The sequence below is a fragment of the Mitsuaria sp. 7 genome, assembly GCF_001653795.1.
Classification (GTDB): Bacteria; Pseudomonadota; Gammaproteobacteria; order Burkholderiales; family Burkholderiaceae_C; genus Roseateles.
Map to the genome: position 1 here is coordinate 781,069 of NZ_CP011514.1, position 21,523 is coordinate 802,591.

Annotated in this window: 20 protein-coding genes; 7 read left to right on the forward strand and 13 right to left on the reverse strand. The window is 68.7% G+C overall.

Going from position 1 to position 21,523, the window contains the following annotated elements; all coding sequences use genetic code 11:
• Nucleotides 1-70: 70 nt before the first annotated feature.
• Nucleotides 71-445 (forward strand): response regulator, encoded by a 375-nt coding sequence (locus ABE85_RS03485; RefSeq protein WP_067270061.1) that lies wholly within the window; start codon nucleotides 71-73, stop codon nucleotides 443-445.
• Nucleotides 446-809: 364 nt separating this feature from the next.
• Here ABE85_RS03485 and ABE85_RS03490 read toward each other — a convergent pair whose 3' ends face one another.
• Nucleotides 810-2,150, reverse strand: coding sequence for a sigma-54 dependent transcriptional regulator (locus ABE85_RS03490; RefSeq protein WP_067270064.1), 1,341 nt, complete (start codon nucleotides 2,148-2,150; stop codon nucleotides 810-812).
• Nucleotides 2,143-4,038 carry an ATP-binding protein gene (locus ABE85_RS03495; protein ID WP_067270066.1) on the reverse strand — a complete coding sequence of 632 codons (1,896 nt, stop codon included), beginning with the start codon at nucleotides 4,036-4,038 and terminating at the stop codon, nucleotides 2,143-2,145. The genes ABE85_RS03490 and ABE85_RS03495 overlap by 8 nt, the downstream gene beginning before the upstream one ends.
• Before the next feature lie 283 nt (nucleotides 4,039-4,321).
• On the opposite strand from ABE85_RS03495, the gene ABE85_RS03500 reads away from it, so the two are divergent.
• The 4 genes from ABE85_RS03500 to ABE85_RS03515 are packed head-to-tail and all read left to right on the forward strand — an operon-like array spanning nucleotide 4,322 to nucleotide 7,941.
• Nucleotides 4,322-5,245 (forward strand): branched-chain amino acid ABC transporter permease, encoded by a 924-nt coding sequence (locus ABE85_RS03500; RefSeq protein WP_067270067.1) that lies wholly within the window; start codon nucleotides 4,322-4,324, stop codon nucleotides 5,243-5,245.
• A 10-nt stretch (nucleotides 5,246-5,255) separates the two neighbouring features.
• Nucleotides 5,256-6,386, forward strand: coding sequence for an ABC transporter permease subunit (locus ABE85_RS03505; RefSeq protein WP_067270069.1), 1,131 nt, complete (start codon nucleotides 5,256-5,258; stop codon nucleotides 6,384-6,386).
• A 22-nt stretch (nucleotides 6,387-6,408) separates the two neighbouring features.
• A complete protein-coding gene (locus tag ABE85_RS03510) occupies nucleotides 6,409-7,200 on the forward strand; it encodes an ABC transporter ATP-binding protein (protein WP_067270072.1) in 792 nt (263 codons plus the stop codon).
• A gap of 24 nt (nucleotides 7,201-7,224) precedes the next feature.
• Nucleotides 7,225-7,941, forward strand: a complete 717-nt coding sequence (locus ABE85_RS03515; RefSeq protein ID WP_067270074.1) for an ABC transporter ATP-binding protein — start codon at nucleotides 7,225-7,227, stop codon at nucleotides 7,939-7,941.
• A gap of 40 nt (nucleotides 7,942-7,981) precedes the next feature.
• Here ABE85_RS03515 and ABE85_RS03520 read toward each other — a convergent pair whose 3' ends face one another.
• The 6 genes from ABE85_RS03520 to ABE85_RS03545 all read right to left on the reverse strand — a co-directional run bounded on the left by ABE85_RS03520 (nucleotide 7,982) and on the right by ABE85_RS03545 (nucleotide 14,075).
• A complete protein-coding gene (locus ABE85_RS03520; protein WP_067270075.1) occupies nucleotides 7,982-8,575 on the reverse strand; it encodes a GNAT family N-acetyltransferase in 594 nt (197 codons plus the stop codon).
• 192 nt (nucleotides 8,576-8,767) lie between these two features.
• Complete coding sequence (locus ABE85_RS03525; RefSeq protein ID WP_067270077.1) at nucleotides 8,768-9,751, reverse strand: alpha/beta fold hydrolase; 984 nt, start codon at nucleotides 9,749-9,751, stop codon at nucleotides 8,768-8,770.
• 162 nt (nucleotides 9,752-9,913) lie between these two features.
• Nucleotides 9,914-10,402, reverse strand: a complete 489-nt coding sequence (locus ABE85_RS03530; RefSeq protein ID WP_082938283.1) for a MarR family winged helix-turn-helix transcriptional regulator — start codon at nucleotides 10,400-10,402, stop codon at nucleotides 9,914-9,916.
• Nucleotides 10,403-10,477: 75 nt separating this feature from the next.
• Nucleotides 10,478-11,269, reverse strand: coding sequence for a class I SAM-dependent methyltransferase (locus tag ABE85_RS03535; RefSeq protein ID WP_067270079.1), 792 nt, complete (start codon nucleotides 11,267-11,269; stop codon nucleotides 10,478-10,480).
• Between the two features lie 139 nt (nucleotides 11,270-11,408).
• Entirely contained in the window at nucleotides 11,409-13,592 is a 2,184-nt protein-coding gene (locus tag ABE85_RS03540; protein ID WP_067270081.1) for a TonB-dependent receptor, read from the reverse strand.
• 129 nt (nucleotides 13,593-13,721) lie between these two features.
• Nucleotides 13,722-14,075 (reverse strand): DUF2946 family protein, encoded by a 354-nt coding sequence (locus tag ABE85_RS03545; protein WP_067270083.1) that lies wholly within the window; start codon nucleotides 14,073-14,075, stop codon nucleotides 13,722-13,724.
• 224 nt (nucleotides 14,076-14,299) lie between these two features.
• Here ABE85_RS03545 and lepB point away from each other — a divergent pair, with 224 nt between their 5' ends.
• Complete coding sequence (gene lepB, locus ABE85_RS03550; protein WP_067270084.1) at nucleotides 14,300-14,980, forward strand: signal peptidase I; 681 nt, start codon at nucleotides 14,300-14,302, stop codon at nucleotides 14,978-14,980.
• A gap of 142 nt (nucleotides 14,981-15,122) precedes the next feature.
• Entirely contained in the window at nucleotides 15,123-15,833 is a 711-nt protein-coding gene (locus ABE85_RS03555) for a glutathione S-transferase N-terminal domain-containing protein (protein WP_067270085.1), read from the forward strand.
• A 50-nt stretch (nucleotides 15,834-15,883) separates the two neighbouring features.
• On the opposite strand, the gene ABE85_RS03560 is transcribed toward ABE85_RS03555, so the two are convergent.
• The 5 genes from ABE85_RS03560 to ABE85_RS03580 all read right to left on the reverse strand — a co-directional run bounded on the left by ABE85_RS03560 (nucleotide 15,884) and on the right by ABE85_RS03580 (nucleotide 21,188).
• Nucleotides 15,884-16,621 carry a hypothetical protein gene (locus ABE85_RS03560; RefSeq protein WP_067270086.1) on the reverse strand — a complete coding sequence of 246 codons (738 nt, stop codon included), beginning with the start codon at nucleotides 16,619-16,621 and terminating at the stop codon, nucleotides 15,884-15,886.
• 120 nt (nucleotides 16,622-16,741) lie between these two features.
• Nucleotides 16,742-17,002 carry a SlyX family protein gene (locus ABE85_RS03565; protein WP_067270087.1) on the reverse strand — a complete coding sequence of 87 codons (261 nt, stop codon included), beginning with the start codon at nucleotides 17,000-17,002 and terminating at the stop codon, nucleotides 16,742-16,744.
• Complete coding sequence (locus ABE85_RS03570) at nucleotides 16,999-18,870, reverse strand: DUF885 domain-containing protein (protein WP_082938284.1); 1,872 nt, start codon at nucleotides 18,868-18,870, stop codon at nucleotides 16,999-17,001. Before ABE85_RS03570 ends, ABE85_RS03565 begins: the two co-directional genes overlap by 4 nt.
• A 142-nt stretch (nucleotides 18,871-19,012) precedes the next feature.
• Entirely contained in the window at nucleotides 19,013-20,875 is a 1,863-nt protein-coding gene (locus ABE85_RS03575) for a ferrous iron transporter B (protein ID WP_067270089.1), read from the reverse strand.
• Nucleotides 20,868-21,188 carry a FeoA family protein gene (locus ABE85_RS03580; protein ID WP_067270090.1) on the reverse strand — a complete coding sequence of 107 codons (321 nt, stop codon included), beginning with the start codon at nucleotides 21,186-21,188 and terminating at the stop codon, nucleotides 20,868-20,870. Before ABE85_RS03580 ends, ABE85_RS03575 begins: the two co-directional genes overlap by 8 nt.
• Nucleotides 21,189-21,523: the final 335 nt, after the last annotated feature.

Here is a 21,523-nt window from a genome sequence, read left to right on the forward strand (position 1 = left end):
GTCCGTCGCGCGGCGGCCCATGCCGCGCGCGAGGATGTTGCTTCCCGGACCTCTTGCCGCAGGGTTTGCCATGCCTCCCCACGCCGTCATCGTCGACGACAACCTTGAGTCCAGCGAAACGCTGGGCATCCTCCTTGAGTTGGAGGGTTACACCGCCGCGACCGCCGGGACCTTGCGCGAGGCGCGACAGCGCATGGCCGAGCACCGACCTGACGTCCTCATCCTGGACCGGGCGCTGCCGGACGGGCAGGGCATGGATTTCCTGACGGAGGCGTTGCTGCAGGGGCCGATGACGGTGGTGATGTTGACCGGCACGTCGAGCCCTGGGGATGCCGCTGAAGCGATCCGCCGCGGCGCGAGCGCGTACCTCGTCAAGCCCGCGACGATCGATCAGTTGAAGGAAGTGCTGGACCGTGCGTCGCAGGTGACGCGTCAGGCGGCCTGAGGGCAACACCCGACCCCGCCTCCACAAAATCCCGACTCGATTCCCTCGGTGCGCTGCCGTCGAAGGACGGTGCTGTGTCGGTGTATGGGGGAAGGGTTTTCGCGGCGGAGCCGGGAAAATCTTTCCCCCATGCGGACGCAGAGAGGGGGAAGGGAATCGGGCTTGCGTACTTCCACCGCCGCTGGCCCTCACCCCAGCCCTCTCCCGCAAGCGAGAGAGGGAGTCTGAGCGGCTCGACTCGCGGCGCTGGCTCCTCTTGCCTCGTCTCCCGCTTGCGGGAAAGCGCTGGCTCCTCTTGCCCCCTCTCCCGCTTGCGGGAGAGGGTTGGGGTGAGGGGCGCGCGTAGCGCGCGGGGTCTGTGAAGTCAGCGGAAATCGTCGAGCTGGATCCCGTGGCGGTGCAGCTTGTCGTAGAGCGTCTTGCGCGGTGTCCCGAGCAACTCCATCGCTGCCGGCACCTTGCCGCCTGAGCGGCGCAGCGCCTGCTCGATGAGCGCTTTCTCGACCATCTCCATCTGGCGTGCCAGCGCCAGGTTGGGCACGGCCTGCAGCGCGGCCGAGGAGTCGAGGTCGTCGAGCGCCAGCACGAAGCGGTCGGCGGCGTTGCGGATCTCGCGCACGTTGCCGGGCCAGTCGTGGGCCATCAGCTCGCGCAGCTTTTCCGGGGTCAGTTCCGGCGCCTCGCGCTCGTAGCGCTTGCAGGCCTGGGCGACGAAGTGCTCGAACAGCAGCGGGATGTCCTCGCGACGCTCGCGCAACGGCGGCAGCAGCAGCGTGGCGATGTTGAGCCGGTAGTACAGGTCGCTGCGGAACTGTCCGCGCTCGCCCATCTCCTTCAGGTCGGCCTTGCTGGCCGCGATGAAGCGGACGTTGATGACCTGCTCCTCGTTGGAGCCGAGGCGCTCCACGCGACGTTCCTGCAGCACGCGCAGCAGTTTGATCTGCAGCGCGACCGGCATGGTCTCGATCTCGTCGAGCAGCAGCGTGCCGCCGTTGGCGTGTTCGATCTTGCCGATGCGGCGCTTGCCCGCCGAGGTGAACGCGCCGGACTCGTGGCCGAAGAGTTCGCTCTCGAAGAGGGCCTCGGGGAGGCCGCCGCAGTTGATCGCGACGAAGTTGCGATCGCGGCGCGGGCTCTGGTCGTGCAGGCAGCGCGCGACCAGTTCCTTGCCGGTGCCGGTCTCGCCCAGGATCATCACGTCCGCCGAGGTCGAGGCCAGGTTGAGCACCTGCCGACGCAGTTGCTGCATCGCGGCCGACTTGCCCAGCAGCGCGGCCTCGATGCCGCTGGCGGCCGACAGCTGCGCGCGCAGTTCATCGGCCGAGTGCCGGATCAATCGCAGGTCGAGCGCGCGGCTCGCCGTGTCCAGCAGCCGCTCGGGCGCGAAGGGCTTCTCGATGAAATCGTAGGCGCCGCTGCGCATCGCCTGCACGGCCATGTTCACGTCGCCGTGCGCGGTGATCAGGATCACCGGGATCTGCGGATCGGTCGCCTGCACGTGCGCCAGCAGCGCGCGGCCGTCCATGCCGGGCAGCCGCACGTCGGTGATCACGATGATCTGCGCGCCCGGCTGCACATGCGGCAGCGCTTCTTCAGCCGAGCGGCACGGCACCACGGCCAGCCCCTCGAGTTCCAGCGTCTGCGTCAGGCTGACGCGCACCGGCAGGTCGTCCTCGACGAACACGACCTTGTAGCCCTCAAACATACTGCCCCTCCTCGGCCTGCCAGGTGTCGACCTCCAGGTCGAACTCGAAACACATGCCATGGTCCAGACGGTGCGCCCGCAGCGCGCCGCCGAACTCGTGGACGATCTTTGAAGAGATCACCAGCCCCAGCCCCAGGCCTTCGCCCGCCGGCTTGGTGGTGAAGAACGGCTCGAACAGCCGCGGCAGCAGCGATTCGCTCAAGCCCGGTCCGGTGTCCAGCACCTGCACGCGCACGCGTCGGCCGTCTTCCGCCGGCACGGCCGCGACGCGCAGCCGGCGTTCGTGGCCGTCCTCCGCATGGTGGGCCGGCTCCGACGCGATCGCGTCGATGCCGTTGGCCAGCAGGTTCACGAGCACCTGCTCCAGCCGGTTGGATTCGGCGCTGACCCGCAGTCCCGGCGGCACGTCGACCTCGACGGGCAGGTCCAGCTGGCGCGTGCGGTGCTCCAGCAGCAGTCTCGCGTTGTTCACGCTCGCCAGCAGCGACACCGCCGTGCGCGCGGGCTCCGCCTTGCGGGCGAAGCTCTTCAACTGGCGCGTGATCTGACCCATCCGCTCGACCATGTCGTCCATCGTCTGCAGGTTGTCCGCGACCGCTTGCGTGCGGCCGGCCTCCAGCAGCCTTTGCGAATTCCGTGCCAGCGCACGCAGCGCCGTCAGCGGCTGGTTGACTTCATGCGACAGGCCCGCCGACATCTGCCCCAGCACCGCCAGTTTGCTGGTCTGCAGCAGCTCGCCTTCGGCCTGTCGGCGCTGCGCGATCTGGTCCAGCAATTCTTCGTTGGTCTGGCGGAGTTCCGCCGTGCGCTCGTCGACGATCAGCTCCAACTGGGCATGCGCGTTCTGCAATTCGGTCTTCGCGTGGAAGAGCTGCCGCAGCGCGCGCCGACGCGAGGCGAGGTAGAGCAGCAGGATCCCGATCGCCGCGCCGAAGGCCGCGCCGCTCCACGCCGCGAGCCGCGCCTGCCGCCGCACTTCGGACAGATCGGACAGCGCCAGCAGCCGCAGCCCCAGCGGCAGCAGCTGCCGCTCCTGCGCGAGCAGGGTCGCGCTGGCCGGCGCGGGCGCGCGTACGAGCAGGCTGTTGTAGGCCTCCAGCGCGCCCGGCAGGCCCAGGTCCGGCCCCACCCGCGGGTAGCGCGCGCTGGCCTGCAGCCGGTCGCGCTCGGACGAGTCCGCGCGGTTGAGCACCGCATAGCGCCAGTCCTCGACCGAGCTCATGATCACCACGCCCTGGTCGTCCGAGACCAGGATCCGCTCGCCCTGCGAGCGCAGCCCGAGGTCCACCCAGGTCGACTCCAGCGGCGCGAGATTCAGCTTCACGACGATCACGCCCTGCAGCTGCTGGTTGCGCCGCAGCGGATGCAGCAGGAAGAAGTTGGTCGAGCCGCTCAGCCCCGTCTGGCCGGCGTCGGAGGCGAAGAAGTGGTGCCGGTCCTGCTCGATGGCCTGCTGCAGTCGCAGCGGCGGCGTCAGCGGCTCGCTGGACGCGAGCACGCGGCCCTCCGGATCGGCCACGAAGATCTGCGTCGTGCCCGCGCGCACGTTGACCCGCGCCAGCAGCAGGCTCGCCGCCTTGCGCCTGGCCTCGTCGTCGGGATGTTCGATCAGCCGCGACACGTCGCCGTCGATGGCCAGCAGGCTCGGCAGGTACGCGTGCCGGCCCAGCTCGGTCTGCAGGTTGGAGGCGTAGAGCTCCAGCCGTTCGGTCGCCAGCGCGCTCAATTGATCGAGACTCGCGCGTTCGCTGAAGCGGTGGCCCAGCAGCAGGCCCAGCAGCATCAGCACGCCGGTCAGGTAGAGGTAGAAGGTCGGCCGGCCGAGGAAGTACGCCAGCCGCTGGCGGGCTGAGGTGGGGGCGAAGGAGGAGGAGACGACCGAGGGCATGGGAGGCGGAAAATCGACGCCCAGTGTGCCCAACTTGGCGCATGCCTTGCACCCGGCGCGGCGGCTTTTTTGTCACTGGCGAGGAATCGCCCGGCTGGCTAGGCGGTTTGTGCGGATTTCCGCACCCTGTTGTGTCGCCGAGACTGGGAACACAACGTCGGCTCGCGCGCACGGATGTCGCCTTGTCGGTGAATACCCTTGAAACGAGGCGCTTGGCACGGGGGTTGCACCCCGAAGCGCCGTCACGCGGTGCGAGCCGCGTCCAACTACACGCTGGGGCCTTATGGAGATACTTTTTCAGCAGATCATCAACGGCCTGGTGCTCGGGAGCATGTATGCCCTCGTCGCGCTGGGCTACACGATGGTCTACGGCATCATCAACCTCATCAACTTCGCCCACGGCGACGTGCTGATGGTGGGGGCGCTCGTGAGCTGGACCGTGGTCACGGCGCTCGCGTCGCTGGGCCTGCCCGGCTGGGTGCTGATGCTGGCCGCGCTGGTGTGCGCGATCCTGGTCTGCACGCTGCTGAACTACACGATCGAGAAGATCGCCTACCGGCCGCTGCGCAGCGCGCCGAGACTGGCGCCGCTGATCACCGCCATGGGCATGTCGCTGCTGCTGCAGACGCTGGCCATGATCATCTGGAAGCCGAACCCCAAGCCCTTCCCGCAGCTGCTGCCGGCTGACCCGATCCACCTCGGCGGCGCCGTGATCACGGTGACGCAGATCGTGATCCTCGTGACGACGGTCGTGATCCTGGGCGGTCTGCTGTTCCTGGTGAACCACACCAAGATGGGCCGCGCGATGCGTGCCACCGCGGAGAACCCGCGCGTGGCCTCGCTGATGGGCGTCAAGCCCGACGCGGTCATCTCGCTGACCTTCATCATCGGCGCCGCGCTGGCCGCGGTGGCCGGCCTGATGTGGGCCGCCAACTACGGCACCGCGCAGCACACCATGGGCGTGCTGCCGGGCCTGAAGGCCTTCACCGCCGCGGTGGTGGGCGGCATCGGCAACCTGGCCGGCGCGATGGTCGGCGGGGTGCTGCTGGGCCTGATCGAGGCCATCGGCGCGGGCTACCTCGGCGACTGGACCGGCGGGGTGCTGGGCAGCCATTACTCCGACATCTTCGCCTTCATCGCGCTGATCCTGGTGCTGACGCTGCGGCCGTCCGGCCTGCTGGGCGAACGCGTCGCCGACCGCGCCTGAGGAGCCGACCATGTTCCAGACCAAATCCTCCAAGCTGATCACCTTCTTGATCGCCGGCGTGCTGCTGCTGGTGCTGCCGCTGTTCGCGCAGCAATTCGGCAACGGCCCGGTCCGCATCATCGACCTGGCCCTGCTGTACGTGCTGCTCGCGCTGGGGCTGAACATCGTGGTCGGCTACGCCGGCCTGCTGGACCTGGGCTACGTCGCGTTCTACGCGGTGGGCGCGTACCTCTTCGCGCTGCTCAACAGCCCGCACCTGTCGGAGAACTTCGAGCACATCGCCGCCGCCTTCCCCAACGGGCTGCACCTGCCGCTGCTGCTGGCGATCGCGCTGGCGGCGCTGCTGGCGGGGCTGTTCGGCGTGCTGCTGGGCGCGCCGACGCTGAAGCTGCGCGGCGACTACCTGGCCATCGTGACGCTGGGCTTCGGCGAGATCATCCGGGTGTTCCTGAACAACATGGAATATCCGCTGAACATCACCAACGGCCCGCGCGGCATCGGCCAGATCGACGGCGTGCACTTCCTGGGCTTCGAGTTCAGCCAGAGCCACGAGATCCTGGGCCTGTCCGTCAACTCGGTATCGATGTACTACTACCTGTTCCTGGCGCTGGTGATCGCCTCGGTGCTGATCTGCTACCGGCTCGAGAACTCCCGCATCGGCCGCGCCTGGATGGCCATCCGCGAGGACGAGATCGCCGCCAAGGCCATGGGCATCAACACCCGCAACATGAAGCTGCTGGCCTTCGGCATGGGCGCGACCTTCGGCGGCGTGGCGGGCTCGATGTTCGGCGCGTTCCAGGGCTTCGTGTCGCCGGAATCGTTCAGCCTGCAGGAGTCGATCATGATCGTCGCCATGGTGGTGCTGGGCGGCATCGGCCACATCCCGGGCGTGATCCTGGGCGCGCTGCTGCTGGCCGCGCTGCCGGAAGTGCTGCGCTACGTCGCCGGCCCGCTGCAGGAGATGACCGACGGCCGCCTGGATGCGTCCATCCTGCGCCAGCTGCTGGTGGCGCTGGCCATGATCGTGATCATGCTGATGCGCCCGCGCGGCCTGTGGCCCTCGCCGGAACACGGCAAGTCCCGGCCCTTGCCGCCGGGAGCGCAGCCGCCCGCCAATGCCGGCAGCGCCATCAACGCCTGACCCGCGCCAGGAGCAAGAACCAATGACTGAAACCGTACTGAAAGTGGCCGGCGCCTCCAAGCGCTTCGGCGGTCTGCAGGCGCTGTCGGATGTGGGCATCGAGATCAAGAAGGGCCAGGTCTACGGCCTGATCGGTCCCAACGGCGCCGGCAAGACGACCTTCTTCAACGTGATCACCGGGCTGTACGTGCCCGACGGCGGCAGCTTCGAACTCGGCGGCCAGCCCTACAAGCCGCAGGCGGTGCACCAGGTCGCCAAGACCGGCATCGCGCGGACCTTCCAGAACATCCGGCTGTTCGCCGACATGACGGCGCTGGAGAACGTGATGGTGGGGCGCCATGTGCGCACGCACTCGGGCCTGATCGGCGCGGTGCTGCGCACGCCGGGCTTCAAGAAGGAAGAGGCCGAGATCACCGCCCGCGCCCGCGAGCTGCTCGACTACGTCGGCATCGCCCGGCACGCCGACTTCAAGGCGCGCACGCTGTCCTACGGCGACCAGCGTCGCCTGGAGATCGCGCGCGCGCTGGCGACCGATCCCAAGCTGATCGCGCTGGACGAGCCCGCCGCCGGCATGAACGCGACCGAGAAGGTCGTGCTGCGCGAGCTGATCGACCGCATCCGCAACGACGGCCGCACCATCCTGCTGATCGAGCACGACGTGAAGCTGGTGATGGGCCTGTGCGACCGCGTGTCGGTGCTGGACTACGGCAAGCTGATCGCCTCCGGCACGCCGGCGGAAGTGCAGCGCGACCCCAAGGTGATCGAGGCCTACCTCGGCGCCCACGCGGCGCAAGAAGTTCACGCGGCTCCCTGATCCCGACCCATGGAAACTGAAAAGATGGCAGACAACATCCTCCTCCAGGTCGAAGGCCTCAAGGTCGCGTACGGCGGGATCCAGGCGGTCAAGGGCGTGGACTTCGACGTGCGCCAGGGCGAGCTCGTCTCGCTGATCGGCGCCAACGGCGCGGGCAAGACCACCACGCTCAAGGCCATCACCGGACTGCAGCCGCTGGGCGTGGGCGACGTGAAGTTCATGGGCCGCTCGATCAAGGGCCAGGGCGCCTGGGACCTGGCCAAGCAGGGCCTGGTGATGGTGCCCGAGGGCCGCGGCACCTTCACCCGCATGACGATCACCGAGAACCTGCAGATGGGCGCCTTCATCCGCAAGGACAAGGAGATCGAGGCCGACATCGAGAAGGTCTTCGCCCTGTTCCCGCGCTTGAAGGAGCGTCGCAACCAGCTCGCCGGCACGATGTCCGGCGGCGAGCAGCAGATGCTGGCCATGGGCCGCGCGCTGATGGCCAAGCCCAAGCTGCTGCTGCTGGACGAGCCGTCGATGGGCCTGTCGCCGATCATGGTCGACAAGATCTTCGAGGTCGTGAACGACATCCATCAGCGGGGCGTGACGGTGCTGCTCGTCGAGCAGAACGCCAGCCGCGCGCTGGAGCTGGCCAACCGCGGCTACGTCATGGAGTCCGGCGTGATCACGATGCAGGGCGACGGCAAGACGCTGCTGAACGACCCGAAGGTGCGCGCGGCGTATCTGGGCGAGTAGGTCGGCGAGTCAGCGGGGGAGTGAGCCGGGAGGCTCCTCCTCAAGGTTCCCCGGGCCGGTCCCGGGGCACCATCGCCAGATACTCGTCGATCCGGCCGCCGGCCAGCGGCTTGACCATCACGCGCAGCTCGTTGACGCGCTGCCCCATCGTGAGCCCGTCGCGGCGGCGGACCTCGGTGAAGCCCTGGCGCTCCCAGAAGCGCTCCGCGCGCTGGTTGCCGACCACCACGCCCAGCCGCACCCACAGGGCGCCGTTGCGCTGCATCCAGCGCTCCAGCTCCGCATAGATCTCGCGCGCGGCCGGTGAGCCGTGGAGCTCCGTGGCGACGATGAACAGGCCCACCAGCCAGACCCGGGGCGCCATCAGGTCCGAGACCAGCGAGGCCATCGCGACCAGTTCGCCCTCGTCGTCGGCGTAGCCCAGCAGGCGTTTGGCGCTGAAGCTCCAGCCTTCGGGCGGCAGGTCGCGGATCTCTTCGCGGGCCTCGTCGGGACGGGGCGGGGTGCCGTTCACCTGCTCGAAGTACAGCGGATTCCGTTCGTAGAACCGTTGGAGCAGATCCTCATCGCTGGCCTGGAGTTCGACGACACGGACATTGGGCAGCAAGGGGGAGGACGGGAGAGGGGTCGGCATCGGCGGGGTCCACGCGCCGGCGCGTCGAGGCGCCGGCCATCGGAAAGATCACCGAGCGTACCAAACGGAGCGGCAGGCGAAACCCCGCGTCTGACTTCCCCCGAAGGTGGGGGGACGGGTCTTGCCACCCCGTGATCACCCCGTGACCAGGCCGCCTTCCCAGGCGACCCGGCCACCGGGTGTTGCCAGCCGTTACTGGCGGATGAAGGCCAGCAGGTCGGCGTTGACGCGATCCTTGTGGGTGTCGGTCAGGCCGTGCGGCGCGCCCGCGTAGACCTTCAGCACCGAGCCCTTGATCAGCTTGGCCGAGGCGCGGCCCGCGGCGTCGATGGGCACGATCTGGTCGTCGTCGCCGTGGATGATCAGCGTGGGCTTGTCGAACTTCTTCAGGTCCTCGGTGAAGTCGGTCTCGGAGAACGCCTTGATCGAGTCATAGGTGTTCTTGTGGCCGCCTTGCATGCCCTGGAACCACCAGTTGTCGATCAGGCCTTGCGAGACCTTGGCGCCCGGGCGGTTGAAGCCGTAGAACGGGCCGGCGGGGATGTCCTTGTAGAGCTGCGAGCGGTTGTCGAGCTGCGCCTTGCGGATGCCGTCGAAGACAGCGATGGGCAGGCCGCCGGGGTTCTTCTCGGACTTGACCATGAGGGGCGGGACGGCGGAGATGAGCACCGCCTTGGCGACGCGCGAGGTGCCGTGGCGGCCGATGTAGCGGGCGACTTCGCCGCCGCCGGTGGAGAAGCCGACCAGCACGGCGTTCTTCAGGTTCAGCGTCTCGATGACGGTGGACAGGTCGTCGGCATAGTGGTCCATGTCGTTGCCGTCCCACGGCTGGCTGGAGCGGCCGTGGCCGCGTCGGTCATGGGCGATGACGCGGTAGCCCTGGTCGGCCAGGAAGATCATCTGCGATTCCCAGCTGTCCGAGTTCAGCGGCCAGCCGTGGCTGAACACGATGGGCTGGCCGTTCTTCGGGCCCCAGTCCTTGTAATAGAGCTGCACGCCGTCCTTGGTCGTGATGTAGGAACCCGACGGCTGCGCGCTGACGATGGGCGCCGGCGAGGACTTGGCGTCGGCGGCGAAGGCCGGTGTGGCGACTGCGCCGGTAATGGCGACGGCCAGCGTCGACAGGACCAGCAGTTGACGACGCGATTGGCGGGCGAGGGTGGCGATGGCGTTCATGGTGGGCTCCTTCTTGGGTGGTGAGAGGGGGTGGTGAGAGGGTGGTGGAAAGGCGGGTTGGTGCTGCGGGAAGAGGTGTCAGGTATTTGACTTGCTTGCTAATGGTTTGTGTGCGAAGTAATTGATGCGGTAAAGCGATGGTCTTGTTCGTCGGGTGGGCGTTCAGGCGGCCTTGCGGGCCATCCGTCCGCGCAGCACGAGCAGGCGGTCGCGGAGTTCCATCAGCTCGGAGAGGTCCGAATCCGAGGCGTCGACGATGCACTGCGGCAGATGCGTGGAGCGCTTGCGCAGCGCGCGGCCGGCGGTGGTCAGCGTGATCAGCACCTGACGCTCGTCCTGCGGCGAGCGGTCCCGGCTGACCAGGCCCGCGGCCTCCAGCCGCTTCAGCAGCGGGGTCACGGTGGGGGAGTCGAGGAACACACGTTCCGCGATCTCGCCGACCGTCAGGCCGTCGCGTTCCCACAGGACCAGCATCACGAGGTACTGGGGGTAGGTCAGATCGAGGTCCTTGAGCAGTTCGCGGTAGACCTTGTTCATGCCCAGCATCGTCGAGTACAGCGCGAAGCAGAGCTGTTGATCGATCTCCAGCGGCGGGCAGACGGCGTCGGCGCCGGTCTGCTTCTGCTGCTTGGGGGTGGTGTTGCGTGCCATGGGGTGAACTTTAATTAGTGTGCGAATGAATTGCAAGCGAAATTTTTCAACCCAGCACGCGATGCGGCCGCCCCCTCACTCCGGTTTCTTCGTACAGAAGAACTCCCACACCGACTTCGGCTTGCCGTAACGGTTCAGCGTGCGCTTGTCGAGGTGCTCGATGTCGAAGCACGCGGCGAGCACGTCCTCGATCTTCTCGCGGGTGAAAAACTGCTTGGCGACACCGTCGACGACCGTCAAGGCCCATGACGATGCGTCGTCCGGCGCGCCGTAGTGCCAGTCGTCCTCGGCGTTGACGCAGCCGATCAGGCGGCCGCCCGGGGCCAGCACGCGGGCGATCTCGCACAGCGCGCGGCAGGTGTCGTCACGGTCGAAGTAGTGCAGCGAGAGCTGCGCCACCGCCAGGTCGAAGCCGCCGTCCGGCAGCATCGGCATCGTGCGCACATCGGCCAGCACGTGCCGCGCCCGCGGCGACTGCTGCCGGCAGCGCGCGAGCGCCTCGGCGGAGATGTCGATGCCGGTGACCTCGACGCCCAGTTCGAGCAGCGCGGCCGTCTCCCAGCCGTCGCCGCAGCCGATGTCCAGCGCGCGGCGCACGCCCGGCAGGCGGTGCTGCCAGCCGCTGAGCCAGGCTTCATCCTGACTCAGCGGCTGCGCGGCGTAGCGGCGGTCCCAGACGTCCGATGGCGACTGAGCGTCAGCCGGAGGCGCCGGGGCCCCTTTCCGCTCAATCGCCTCCTCACGCTCGGCATTCGCTCCAAGGGGCCCCGGCGCCGCCGGCTGCGAGGCACCGAGCCCGTCGCCCGGCGGCGCAGCGAGCGGTTCGTCGTCCGGGTGAGGAGGAAGGGCGGTCGGCTCGGCACTCATGCGCTACAGCCTACCGCGTGCCGATGATCGTCGCCGTGCGCCGCCCCACCTTCGCCCGATACAGGCGACACGGCGACGCTCTGCAACGAACAGCGGCCCCGAGGGGCCGCTGTCGTTCCTGCGCTCAGGATGCCTGCGATCAGAACTCCTTCGTCAGACTTACGTAGACCGTGCGGCGCTGCCCGTACTGCGGCGCGCCGACGCCGATGCCCGAACCGTCGCGCAGCTGGTAGCCCTTGTCGAAGAGGTTGAGCACCGACAGCCGCGCCTCCACCGGACCGCCGCCGCCGAGGTCGAACTTCTTGCTCACGTCCGCGTTGACGCTGGTGTACGAGGGCAGGTGCGTGGTGTTGGCGAAACCGTTGCGCAGGCCGCTGCCGAACAGCGCGCTCGCGCCGACCGCGTAGCCGTCGTCCAGGCGCACGTTGACGCCGGCGGAGGCGCTCAGCTTCTGCTCGTGGTCCAGGTGCACCCAGTGGTTGGCGATGAAGTCCAGCTCATCCTGTTCGAAGTTGAACTGGCCCGTCTCCACCTGTTGCGCGCGGGCGTGAGTGGTGCCGAGGTTGGCGTACGCGGACCAGCTCTTCTCCTTGTAGCTCGCCGACAGGTCGACGCCGTAGATGCGGCCCTTCGCGTAGTTGAAGGCCGAATAGATCAGCGCGTTGCCGAACTGGCCCTCGTCCTGCAGGTGCTGCACCGCGCGGTAGTAGCCGTCGATGCCCAGCGTCAGCTTGGACGTGACCTGCCAGGCGGCGCCGGCGTCGTAGTAGTTCGAGCGCTCCGAGCGCACCGCCGTGTTGGCATCCGTCGGCAGCGCATTGGTCGTGCCGGCGAAGGCGGCGACCGAGGTGGTGTCGATCTTCTCGGTCGGCGGCGGCGTGAAGTAGCGCGCGTAGCCGGCATGCAGGCGCACCGTCGGCGCCGCGTCCCAGACGAGGCCGATGCGCGGGCTCAGCTGGTGTTCCTTCGTGACCGTGTCGACCTCGTCGTAGCGCGCGCCGTAGTTCAGCGTCAGCGTGCGGTCCAGCTTCCACTCGTCCTGCAGGTAGGCGCCCCACAGATGGCCGCTCAGCCGGCCGCTGTCGGCGATGCTGACGGGCGTGGTGCCGGTCTGGTTGCCGTCCTCGTCGGCCGGGAAGACCAGCGCGTCGTTGACGGTGCTGGCGTGCTCGCGCTGCGCGAAGAGCCCGGAGCGGATCGTGTGCGCGCTGTCGAGTCGCCAGCTGGCGTCGGCCTGCACGCCGTTGGCCTCGTTGCGGCGCAGGATGTCGGCAGCGACGCCGAGGTACTGCAGATCGCCGGTCTGGTCCGGCGTGTAGTGGACGTCGGTGAAGCGGTGGAACAGCGAGACCTGATAGTCGATGCTGCTGCCGATCACGCTCTGGTAGCTGACGACGGCGAAGCGGTTGCGTTCGCGCTGGTGCGCGTCCAGCGTGCTCGAGTCCTTGTCCGGCGTGTTGGCGAGCGTGAAGGCGGTCGACTGCCCCGGCGAGTTGGGAATCTGGAAGCGGTTGTCGGTCACGCCGGCCATCGCGGTGATGCGGCTGTCGTCGTCGAGCAGGTAGGACACCAGGCCGAAGCCCTTGCCCTGGTGCGTGCGGTCATGCAGCGCGTCGCGCGAGGCCGTCGGGTTCTCGATGCCCAGGTCGTTGCCGAGGAAGGAGCCGCTGAACTCGTAGCTCAGCCGGCCCTGCGTGCCGTGCATCGACAGGTCGAGCTCGCGCGAGCGCTGCGTGCCCAGCGTGATCCCGGCGCTGCCGGCGAAGGGCTTGTCATCGTCGCCGACGCCCTTGGTCGTGATGTCCACGATGCCGGCGGTCCGGTAGCCGTATTGCGCGGGCAGCGCGCCGGTCAGCAGGCTGATGCTGTCGGCGAAGCGCGTCTCCAGCGTCTGGCCGAAGCCGCTGATGGCCTCGGGGATGACGACGCCGTTGATGCGGTACTGCAGGTTGGCGTGGTCGCCGCGCACGTGCAGGCCGCCGTAGGAGTCCTGCACGACGCCGGGCGTCTGCAGCAGCACCTGGTTCAGCGGTGTGTCGTCGCCCTGCGGCAGGCGGGCGATGTCGGTCCTGTCGAACTTGTAGATCGTGCTGCCGGTGTCGGGGGACAGGCCGTTGCGCGCCGCGTCGAGGCGGCTGCGCGCGCCCTGGACCTGGACGGTCGGCAGCGGCGTGCCGCCGGCGGCGGTGGGCGCTTCAACCGTGCTGGCCGTGGTGGCGGCTGCGGAGGAGGCGGTGTCGTCGGCGCGTGCCGGCAGCGCGTGCAGCAGCGGATAGGCGAGCGAGAGGGACAGCGCGAGCGCGCGCAGAGGAGGGTGGGTCATGGTGGGACTCTGGAAATCTGAAATCGGTCGAGCGCAGGCCAGCCATCGAGCCCCGGCCGACTGAGGCTTCAACGAGGCGTTGGAAGCGTTCAGGCGAGGGCGGGCGGCGCTGCGGTCAGGAGGTCGAGGTCAGATCGCCAGCGGCGGGCCGCGGCTGCGCGGCGGCGGCGCGGGCATCGAGCGCGCGACGCGCTCGGCGGCGGCCGCCTGGACGTGCACGGCCTCGGCCAGTGCGAGGACCGGCGCTTCGGCGCGGGCCGAGGCGGCCAGATCGTCGAAGGCCAGACACACCTCGCACAGCTGATCGGCGGACAGGTCGTCCGGATCGGCGTGGGCGACGTCGTCGCGCCCGGCCTGGACCGTGGCGGTCGCGGGCGCGTGCCCCCGCGCACCGGTCAGATGACCGATGCCATGCCACATCGCGCCCTGCTGCGCGAGCAGCATGAACAGCGGGAGCAGCAAGTGCAGGAGGTGCTTGCGCATGGCGCGGAATTATGAAGGCCGCAAGGCGTCCGGCCGAACGTCAGGCTGTCGCGAAGCTGTCGTCAGGAGGTGGGCGTTCTGCGGGCGATCCAAGGCGCCGCCGAGGCCGCGCCCCAAGGCCGCTGCCACTCAGACGCGGATTCCCGCCAATCGCCGCATCCGACGCACGCGCGCCACGGGACTCGACACACTGGGGCCTCATCGCCCGACCTTGGAGTGTTCCCATGAAGATCCCCGTCGCCGCCTGGTTTCGCGAGAACCGCAGCTTCCTGCTGTTCCTCGTCGGCTTCCTGTTCTTCCGCACCGCGATCGCGGACTGGAACCCGGTCCCCAGCGGATCGATGCGGCCGACGATCCTCGAAGGCGACGTCGTCTTCGTCGATCGCGTCGCCTACGACTGGAAGCTGCCCTTGACCGACCTCTCGCTGCGCCGCGTCGGCGAGCCGCAGCGGGGCGACGTCGTCACCTTCGGCTCGCCGCGCGACGGCACGCGGCTGATCAAGCGCATCGTCGCGGTGCCTGGCGACACCGTGGAGCTGCGCGCCGACCGGCTGATCCTCAACGGCCAACCGGCGGACTACGCGCCGGTGGAGGAGGTGGCGGAGGCGATCGCGCCCGGCGTCGAGGTCCGCGGCGTGCGCGCCGTCGAGGCGTGGGGCGGCCAGCGCCGCATCGTGCAGTTCCTGCCCGAGATCCGCGCGCGGCGGGACTTCGGTCCCGTCGTCGTGCCGGCCGACCGGTTCTTCATGATGGGCGACAACCGCGACAACAGCGAGGACTCGCGCTTCATCGGCCTCGTGCCGCGGCGGCTGATCATCGGGCAGGCGCATCGCGTGCTCGTCTCGGCCGACATCACCGGGCACTGGGCGCCGCGCTGGGACCGGTTCGCGGCGCCGTTGCGGTGAGCGCGCACTGCAGGGCGGGCGGGCACCGCACCCCGCACGGATCGCATTGACCCGTCCCCCGCAAGGTCTCTCGCGGCCCGCAGAGAATGGTCCGTCCATCGCGCCGCCATCACGGCCTTCACAACATCCAGACGGAACCTTCATGACGGACCTCTCCAGCTTCCCCATCACCAAGAAGTGGCCAGCGCAGCACCCCGAGCGCCTGCAGCTCTACTCGCTGCCGACGCCCAACGGCGTGAAGGTGTCGATCGCGCTGGAGGAACTGGGTCTGGCCTACGAGCCGCACCTGGTCAGCTTCCAGACCGACGACCAGCTCACGCCCGAGTTCCTGTCGCTGAACCCGAACAACAAGATCCCCGCGATCATCGATCCCGACGGCCCCGGCGGCGAGCCGCTGCCGCTGTTCGAGTCCGGCGCCATCCTGGTCTACCTCGCCGAGAAGACCGGCAAGCTCATCCCGCAAGACCCGGCACGCCGCTACGAGACGCTGCAGTGGGTGATGTTCCAGATGGGCGGCATCGGGCCGATGTTCGGCCAGGTCGGCTTCTTCCACAAATTCGCCGGCAAGGACTTCGAGGACAAGCGTCCGCGCGATCGGTATCTCAACGAATCCAAGCGGCTGCTGGGCGTGCTCGAGCAGCGCCTGACCGGACGCGGCTGGATCATGGGCGACGAGTACACCATCGCCGACATCGCCATCTGGCCGTGGGTCAACAACCTGGTCGGCTTCTACGGCGCGGGCGACCTGGTCGGCTTCAACGAGTTCAAGAACGTCCAGCGCGTGCTGGAAGCGTTCCTGGCGCGCGACGCGGTCAAGCGCGGGCTGAACATCCCGGCGCGGCCGGCGGCCTGAGCCGAGGCCGGCGGGCGGTCAAACGCTCAGACGTCCAAACGCTGAGACGCTCAAACGGTCCAGGAGGTCCGGATCTGCGGCCGCCGCACGGCCGTGACGATCCAGTCGTTCTGGACCGCCGCCAACGGTTTGAAGGCCTCGATGGCGTAGGCGTCGCCTGTGGAGGTCACGACGCCGAAAGTCGTCATGCGGTTGAGCTGGCCGCCCACGTGCGGGCGCGCTACCGCAAAGCGCAGGATGAAGCCTGCGGCTTCGTCGTTGGTGTAGGGCTTGAACCAGCTCAACTGCTGGGCGTTCTGGCCTTGCAGCGTGGTCAGGAAGGCCTGCTTGCAGTCGCGGGCGGGATCCTGGCTCGCCGCCGAATGCGCGACCCGACGCTGGCCGCCGACCCTGTAGCTCACCATCAGGCAGCCGCTGAAATCCTTGCTGATGACGGCGCGGTCGGTGGCGATGTAGTTGCTGCGGCCGTCGACGTAGCCGACGAAGTCGCACAGCGTCGCGCCGAGGAACCGGTTCTGCGACGTGTGCGCCTTGACGGTGTCGGAGTAGCTCGCCAAGCGTGTCAGGCTGATGCCCGGGCGCAACTTCTTGGCCACCTCGGCGGCCATGTCGGCGAGCGGACCGGTCGGATGCGAGATCAAGTCGACGCGACCCAGCACCGACTGGGCGGTCCAGAGCGTCTCGGCGGTGATGTCGTTGCCCAAGGCCGTGGCGGCCGGCGGGGCAATGTCGCCCGGGTCCGTGCCGTTGAAGCGAAGCACATGGCCGGGTTTGATCTTGTCGAACATGGAAAGCTCCCTGGCGCGACGACCCACCGACCATCCGGCGGAACCGCAGCATCGCGCGACGCGATGCTGCCCCGGACAGCCGTCGTCCGCACCTGACTTTCGTCCTTTGAAGACCCGTGCTCAGTAGTGCGGCGGCAGTTCGTCCCGCAGAGCGCCCGCGGCGTCACCGCGGCCTTCGGGCACCTGCCGGCGCAGCTGCATCACCTCGCGCACCAGCGCGTCGATCTGCTCCTGCTGTTTCGCGACCTGCGCGTTCAGGTGGTCGACGAGGTCCTCGGCGAAGCTGGCCTTGATCTCCAGCTCCGTGACGCGGGCCTCGAGGACCCGGACCTCTTCAGCGGCATCGCCGCCGCCGACGTCGTGGCCCGAGGTCTCGCTCATGGCGCCGCCTTCGCCGCCGGCTGCGACATCAGCTCCGAGATCACCGACACCGGCGCGTTCCCGTAGCTCAGGAACTGCTCGTGGAAGGCCTTCAGCTGGAAGTCCTTGCCCAGCGCCTGCTTGCGCTGGTCGCGCAGCTCCATGATGTCGCTGTAGCCGCTGAAGTAGCTCGTCAGCTGCACCGAGGTCAGCTGCACGCGGCGCCATTTCTCACGCGCCTCGCGCTCGGTCTGGAAGGCCTGGCGCTGCAGCAGGTCCAGCGCCTGCGCCTCGGTCATGCCCAGCACGTGCACGTTGTAGTCCAGGATGGTGTTGGTGACGCTGCGCAGGTTCCACTTGCCCCACATCAGCCACATCTCCGGCGCGTTGGCGCCGTAGCCCGACTCGAGCATCATCCGCTCGCCGTAGACCGCCCAGCCCTCGACCATCGCGCCGTTGCCGAACAGCGTCTTCACCAGCGACGGCGACTTGTTCGCGTGCACCAGCTGCGTGTAGTGGCCCGGCACCGCCTCGTGGATGTTGAGGATCTGCAGGATCCAGCGGTTGTACTCGCGCAGCGAGCTCTCCGCCTGCTCCGGGGTCAGGTCATCCAGCGGCGTCACGTTGTAGTACGTGCGGTCCTGCGGCCGGTAGGGGCCGGGCGCCTCGATGCCGGCGCCGGCCACGCCGCGCTGGTAGACCGGCGTCTCGCGCACGATCAGCGGCTTGCTCGCGTCCTGCGTCAGCAGGTCGTGCTCGGTGATCCAGCGCTCCAGCTGCGGGATCTGCGCGCGGATCTCCTTGACGAAGTCCTCGCGCTTGACGTGCTGCTCGCTCAGCTTGCCGATCACCGCGCCGATGCGGGCGAAGCGGTCCTCCGGCTTGGGCGCGTCGCCCATCGTCTGCGTCCACAGCTGGTCGGAGATCTGCGCCATCTGCGTCAGCAGCGCCTCCCGCGCCTTCAACGCGCGCTGGTACATCTGCTCGGCCGAATGCACCGACTGGATGTCGTAGCCGAACTTCTGCTCGTAGAGCGCCTTGCCCAGACGGAAGCTGCGCGCCTTGCTTGTCGTCTTGTCCGTCGCCTTGCCGTCGGCCAGCAGCTGCTGGAGCTGCGTGCGGTAGCCCTCGACGGCGACCTTCGCCGCGGCGATGCGGTCGGCCAGTTGCTTGCGCTCGGCGGCGGTCAGCGAAGCGGCGTCCGGACCTTGCGCGGCCTTGACCACTTCATCCAGCACGCTCAGCACGCCCGGCGCCTGGTCGATCGCCAGCTGCGTGTGTTCCAGCGTCGGCTGCTTCAGCAGCGCCGCACCGGCGCGGTAGTACGCCGGCACCTGCGCCAGTCGCGCCGAGATCGTCTTCAGACGCACCGGCAACGGCGCGTAGTCCGTCGCGAGGATGTAGTCGATCGGGCCGGCGATGTTGAGGAAGGACGGATTCCACTCGTACTCGCGCAGCTCGGTCAGCTGGAAGCGGTCGCTGCGCAGCTTGTTGAGCAGTTGGCCGAGGTCGGTGCGCGAGGCCGCGCTCAGCGCCTTCGCATCGACGGTCTCGAAGCGCTTGAGCCAGTCGCTCGCGAAGCTCAGCGAGCGGGCGCGCATCGCGCGGTCCGGCGCGGGCAGCTCCGCGGCGAATTCGTAGCGGCCGGCGCCGATGGCGGCATCCGGGTCCAGGCGCCAGAGCGCCTCGATGTAGTCGTTGGCCAAGCGCTGGAAGCGGGTGTCGGCGTCAAGCGCCGCGTCCGGCGCGAGCTTGATGACGCCGCGCGTCGCCTGAGGGCCGTCGGCGGCGAGGGCGGCACCGGAGGACAGCGCGACCAGGCTGGTCAGCGCGGCCACGGCCAGCGCGCAAAGGGTGGGGCGGGGGTGACGGGTGGGGCGATTCATCATGGGGCGCGAGCATAGCTTTGCGGGACCCGCTGCGACAGCATGCCAAAAGCAAAGGGCGCCGGTCGATGCGACGGGCGCCCTTGTGTGTCGGCGTGGGTTGATCAAATGGCAACCATACTGGCCATTTGAGCGGAGGCCGGCTTCAGGTCAACAACCACCGGCTGACATGGAAAGTCAGCCAGGACGCGACGTACGCGAGCACGAACAGGTAGGTCAGCATGACCGCCGGGATCTTGTAGCCGCCGGTCTCGCGCTTCACCGCCGCGATCGTCGACAGGCACTGCGGCGCGAAGACGAACCAGGCCAGCAGCGAGAACGCCGTCGGCAGCCCCCAGGTCGAGGCGATCAGCGGCGTGAGCGCCTGCGCGGCCTCGTCGCCGGTGGCCGACAGCGAGTACACCGTGCCCAGCGCGCTGACCGCGATCTCGCGCGCGGCCATGCCCGGCACCAGCGCCAGGCTGATCTGCCAGTTGAAGCCGATGGGCTCGAAGATCGTCGCGAGGCCGCGGCCCAGGTAACCGGCGAAGCTGTACTCGATCGCCGGTCCGGTCGCGCCTTCGGGCGCACCCGGGAAGGTCGACAGCACCCACAGCAGCAGCGTCAGCGCCAGGATGATGCCGCCCACGCGCTTGATGAAGATCTCCGCGCGCTGCAGCAGTCCGATCGCGACGTTGCGCGCATGCGGCCAGTGGTAGCTGGGCAGCTCCATCATCAGCGGACGCACCTGGCGGCCCGCATTCGTGAAGCGCTTCAGCAGCCAGGCCACCGCCATCGCCGCGATGATCCCGGCGAAGTAAAGGACGAACAGCACCAGCCCCTGCAGCTCGATGACGCCCCACAGCTCGCGCTGCGGGATGAAGGCGCCGATCAGCAGCGCGTACACCGGCAGCCGCGCCGAGCAGGTCATCAGCGGCGCGATCAGGATGGTGACGAACCGGTCGCGCGGACTCGCGATCGAGCGCGTCGCCATGATCCCCGGGATCGCGCAGGCGAAGCTCGACAGCAGCGGGATGAAGCTGCGGCCCGACAGGCCCACCGAGCCCATCAGCCGGTCCAGCAGGAAGGCCGCGCGGGGCAGATAGCCTGACTCTTCCAGCAGCAGGATGAAGAAGAACAGGATCAGGATCTGCGGCAGGAACACCAGCACGCCGCCCACGCCCGCGATCAGGCCGTCCACGACCAGGCTGCGCAGATGGCCTTCGGGCAGCAGCGCGCCGGCCTGCTCGCCGAGCCACGCGGTGCCCGCCTCGATCCAGCCCATCGGCGCCTCGGCCCAGGCGAACACCGCCTGGAACAGGAAGAACAGCAGCACCGCCAGCAGGATCGGGCCCAGCACCGGATGCAGCACGAAGCGGTCGACCTTGTCGCTGGGCAGCTCGCCCTGCAGCGCGTCGAGGCCCAGCGCCTTCAGGATGTGGTTGATGCGCGCGGTGTCCTCGCCTTCGGCGGTGACGGCGTCGTTGCGCCAGCGCTCGGGCTCGTCCAGCACCGCACGCAGATCGTCGATGCCTTCGCCGTCCGTGGCCACCGTGCGGATCACCGGCACGCCCAGCAGCGTGCTCAGCTTCTGCGTGTCGACGTTGATGCCGCGGCGCTGCGCCAGGTCGGCCATGTTCAGCGCGACCACGCAAGGGAGGCCCTGACGCTGCACCGACAGGAACAGGCGCAGGTTGCGGCGCAGGTTGGTCGCGTCCAGCACGCACACGATCAGGTCGGGGCGCTTCTCGCCCTGTGCGCGACCGGCCAGCACGTCGACGGTGACGCGCTCGTCCGGCGAGCGCGGATACAGCGAATAGGTGCCCGGCAGGTCCAGCACGCGCAGCAGCTTGCCCGCGGCGGTCTTGAGTCGGCCTTCCTTGCGTTCGACGGTCACGCCGGCGTAGTTGGCGACCTTCTGGCGGCTGCCGGTCAGACGGTTGAACAGGGCGGTCTTGCCGCAGTTCGGATTGCCGACCAGCGCCAGCAGCGGTCCGGCCGGATGGATATGGACGACGGACTCACGCATGAGCGGCTCCCGCATGACCTGACCCTGCGTCGGTCGACGCCGCAAGCCCGGTGGAGGGGACGCCTTCGAGCTCGACGCATTCCGCCTCGGCGCGGCGCAGCGCGAAGGTCGACTGGCCGATGCGCACGACGAGCGGGTCGGCGCCGGGCATGGCGCGGGCGAGCACGGCGACGTGCTCGCCGGCGACGAAGCCCAGTTCCTCCAGCATCTGTTTCCATTCCGGCGCATGCGCCGGGGCCTGCAGCGCCTTGACGCGATGCGCCTGGCCGATGGCGGCCTGCGCGAGGGTGGGGACTTGGAGAACGGCGCTCATGTCGTAGAGATCTAGGGCGGGGCCTGCGGGCTTGCGAAGCGAAAGATTCTAAATGATAGTGATTCTCAACTTCTCTCGCCGAACCGAGGTGAGCGATCGGTCAACCCGAGTGCGGACTGCGATTCGCCCAGAACGGCGATCCCTCGAAAGGGACGAAGTCAGCGAGTGAGGGTGGGGCCGGAGTGATGCTGGAGGTTCGCGGACGCGAGGCCTCCTGCGTCGCGGAGAGCCCGCGCTTGGCAGAACGGAGTCGAGCAACCTGGGCACGAGACGTGCTAGCCGATACCGGCATTTCCGGGCCGACGCAACGCCCTCAAGTAGGGAGCCGCCTCCTG

Bases quoted from the DNA above. Each gene is read 5' to 3' on its own strand.
- ABE85_RS03485 (WP_067270061.1), top strand. From the start codon at position 71: ATGCCTCCCCACGCCGTCATCGTCGACGACAACCTTGAGTCCAGCGAA.
- ABE85_RS03490 (WP_067270064.1), bottom strand. From the start codon at position 2,150: ATGTTTGAGGGCTACAAGGTCGTGTTCGTCGAGGACGACCTGCCGGTG.
- ABE85_RS03495 (WP_067270066.1), bottom strand. From the start codon at position 4,038: ATGCCCTCGGTCGTCTCCTCCTCCTTCGCCCCCACCTCAGCCCGCCAG.
- ABE85_RS03500 (WP_067270067.1), top strand. From the start codon at position 4,322: ATGGAGATACTTTTTCAGCAGATCATCAACGGCCTGGTGCTCGGGAGC.
- ABE85_RS03505 (WP_067270069.1), top strand. From the start codon at position 5,256: ATGTTCCAGACCAAATCCTCCAAGCTGATCACCTTCTTGATCGCCGGC.
- ABE85_RS03510 (WP_067270072.1), top strand. From the start codon at position 6,409: ATGACTGAAACCGTACTGAAAGTGGCCGGCGCCTCCAAGCGCTTCGGC.
- ABE85_RS03515 (WP_067270074.1), top strand. From the start codon at position 7,225: ATGGCAGACAACATCCTCCTCCAGGTCGAAGGCCTCAAGGTCGCGTAC.
- ABE85_RS03520 (WP_067270075.1), bottom strand. From the start codon at position 8,575: ATGCCGACCCCTCTCCCGTCCTCCCCCTTGCTGCCCAATGTCCGTGTC.
- ABE85_RS03525 (WP_067270077.1), bottom strand. From the start codon at position 9,751: ATGAACGCCATCGCCACCCTCGCCCGCCAATCGCGTCGTCAACTGCTG.
- ABE85_RS03530 (WP_082938283.1), bottom strand. From the start codon at position 10,402: ATGGCACGCAACACCACCCCCAAGCAGCAGAAGCAGACCGGCGCCGAC.
- ABE85_RS03535 (WP_067270079.1), bottom strand. From the start codon at position 11,269: ATGAGTGCCGAGCCGACCGCCCTTCCTCCTCACCCGGACGACGAACCG.
- ABE85_RS03540 (WP_067270081.1), bottom strand. From the start codon at position 13,592: ATGACCCACCCTCCTCTGCGCGCGCTCGCGCTGTCCCTCTCGCTCGCC.
- ABE85_RS03545 (WP_067270083.1), bottom strand. From the start codon at position 14,075: ATGCGCAAGCACCTCCTGCACTTGCTGCTCCCGCTGTTCATGCTGCTC.
- lepB (WP_067270084.1), top strand. From the start codon at position 14,300: ATGAAGATCCCCGTCGCCGCCTGGTTTCGCGAGAACCGCAGCTTCCTG.
- ABE85_RS03555 (WP_067270085.1), top strand. From the start codon at position 15,123: ATGACGGACCTCTCCAGCTTCCCCATCACCAAGAAGTGGCCAGCGCAG.
- ABE85_RS03560 (WP_067270086.1), bottom strand. From the start codon at position 16,621: ATGTTCGACAAGATCAAACCCGGCCATGTGCTTCGCTTCAACGGCACG.
- ABE85_RS03565 (WP_067270087.1), bottom strand. From the start codon at position 17,002: ATGAGCGAGACCTCGGGCCACGACGTCGGCGGCGGCGATGCCGCTGAA.
- ABE85_RS03570 (WP_082938284.1), bottom strand. From the start codon at position 18,870: ATGATGAATCGCCCCACCCGTCACCCCCGCCCCACCCTTTGCGCGCTG.
- ABE85_RS03575 (WP_067270089.1), bottom strand. From the start codon at position 20,875: ATGCGTGAGTCCGTCGTCCATATCCATCCGGCCGGACCGCTGCTGGCG.
- ABE85_RS03580 (WP_067270090.1), bottom strand. From the start codon at position 21,188: ATGAGCGCCGTTCTCCAAGTCCCCACCCTCGCGCAGGCCGCCATCGGC.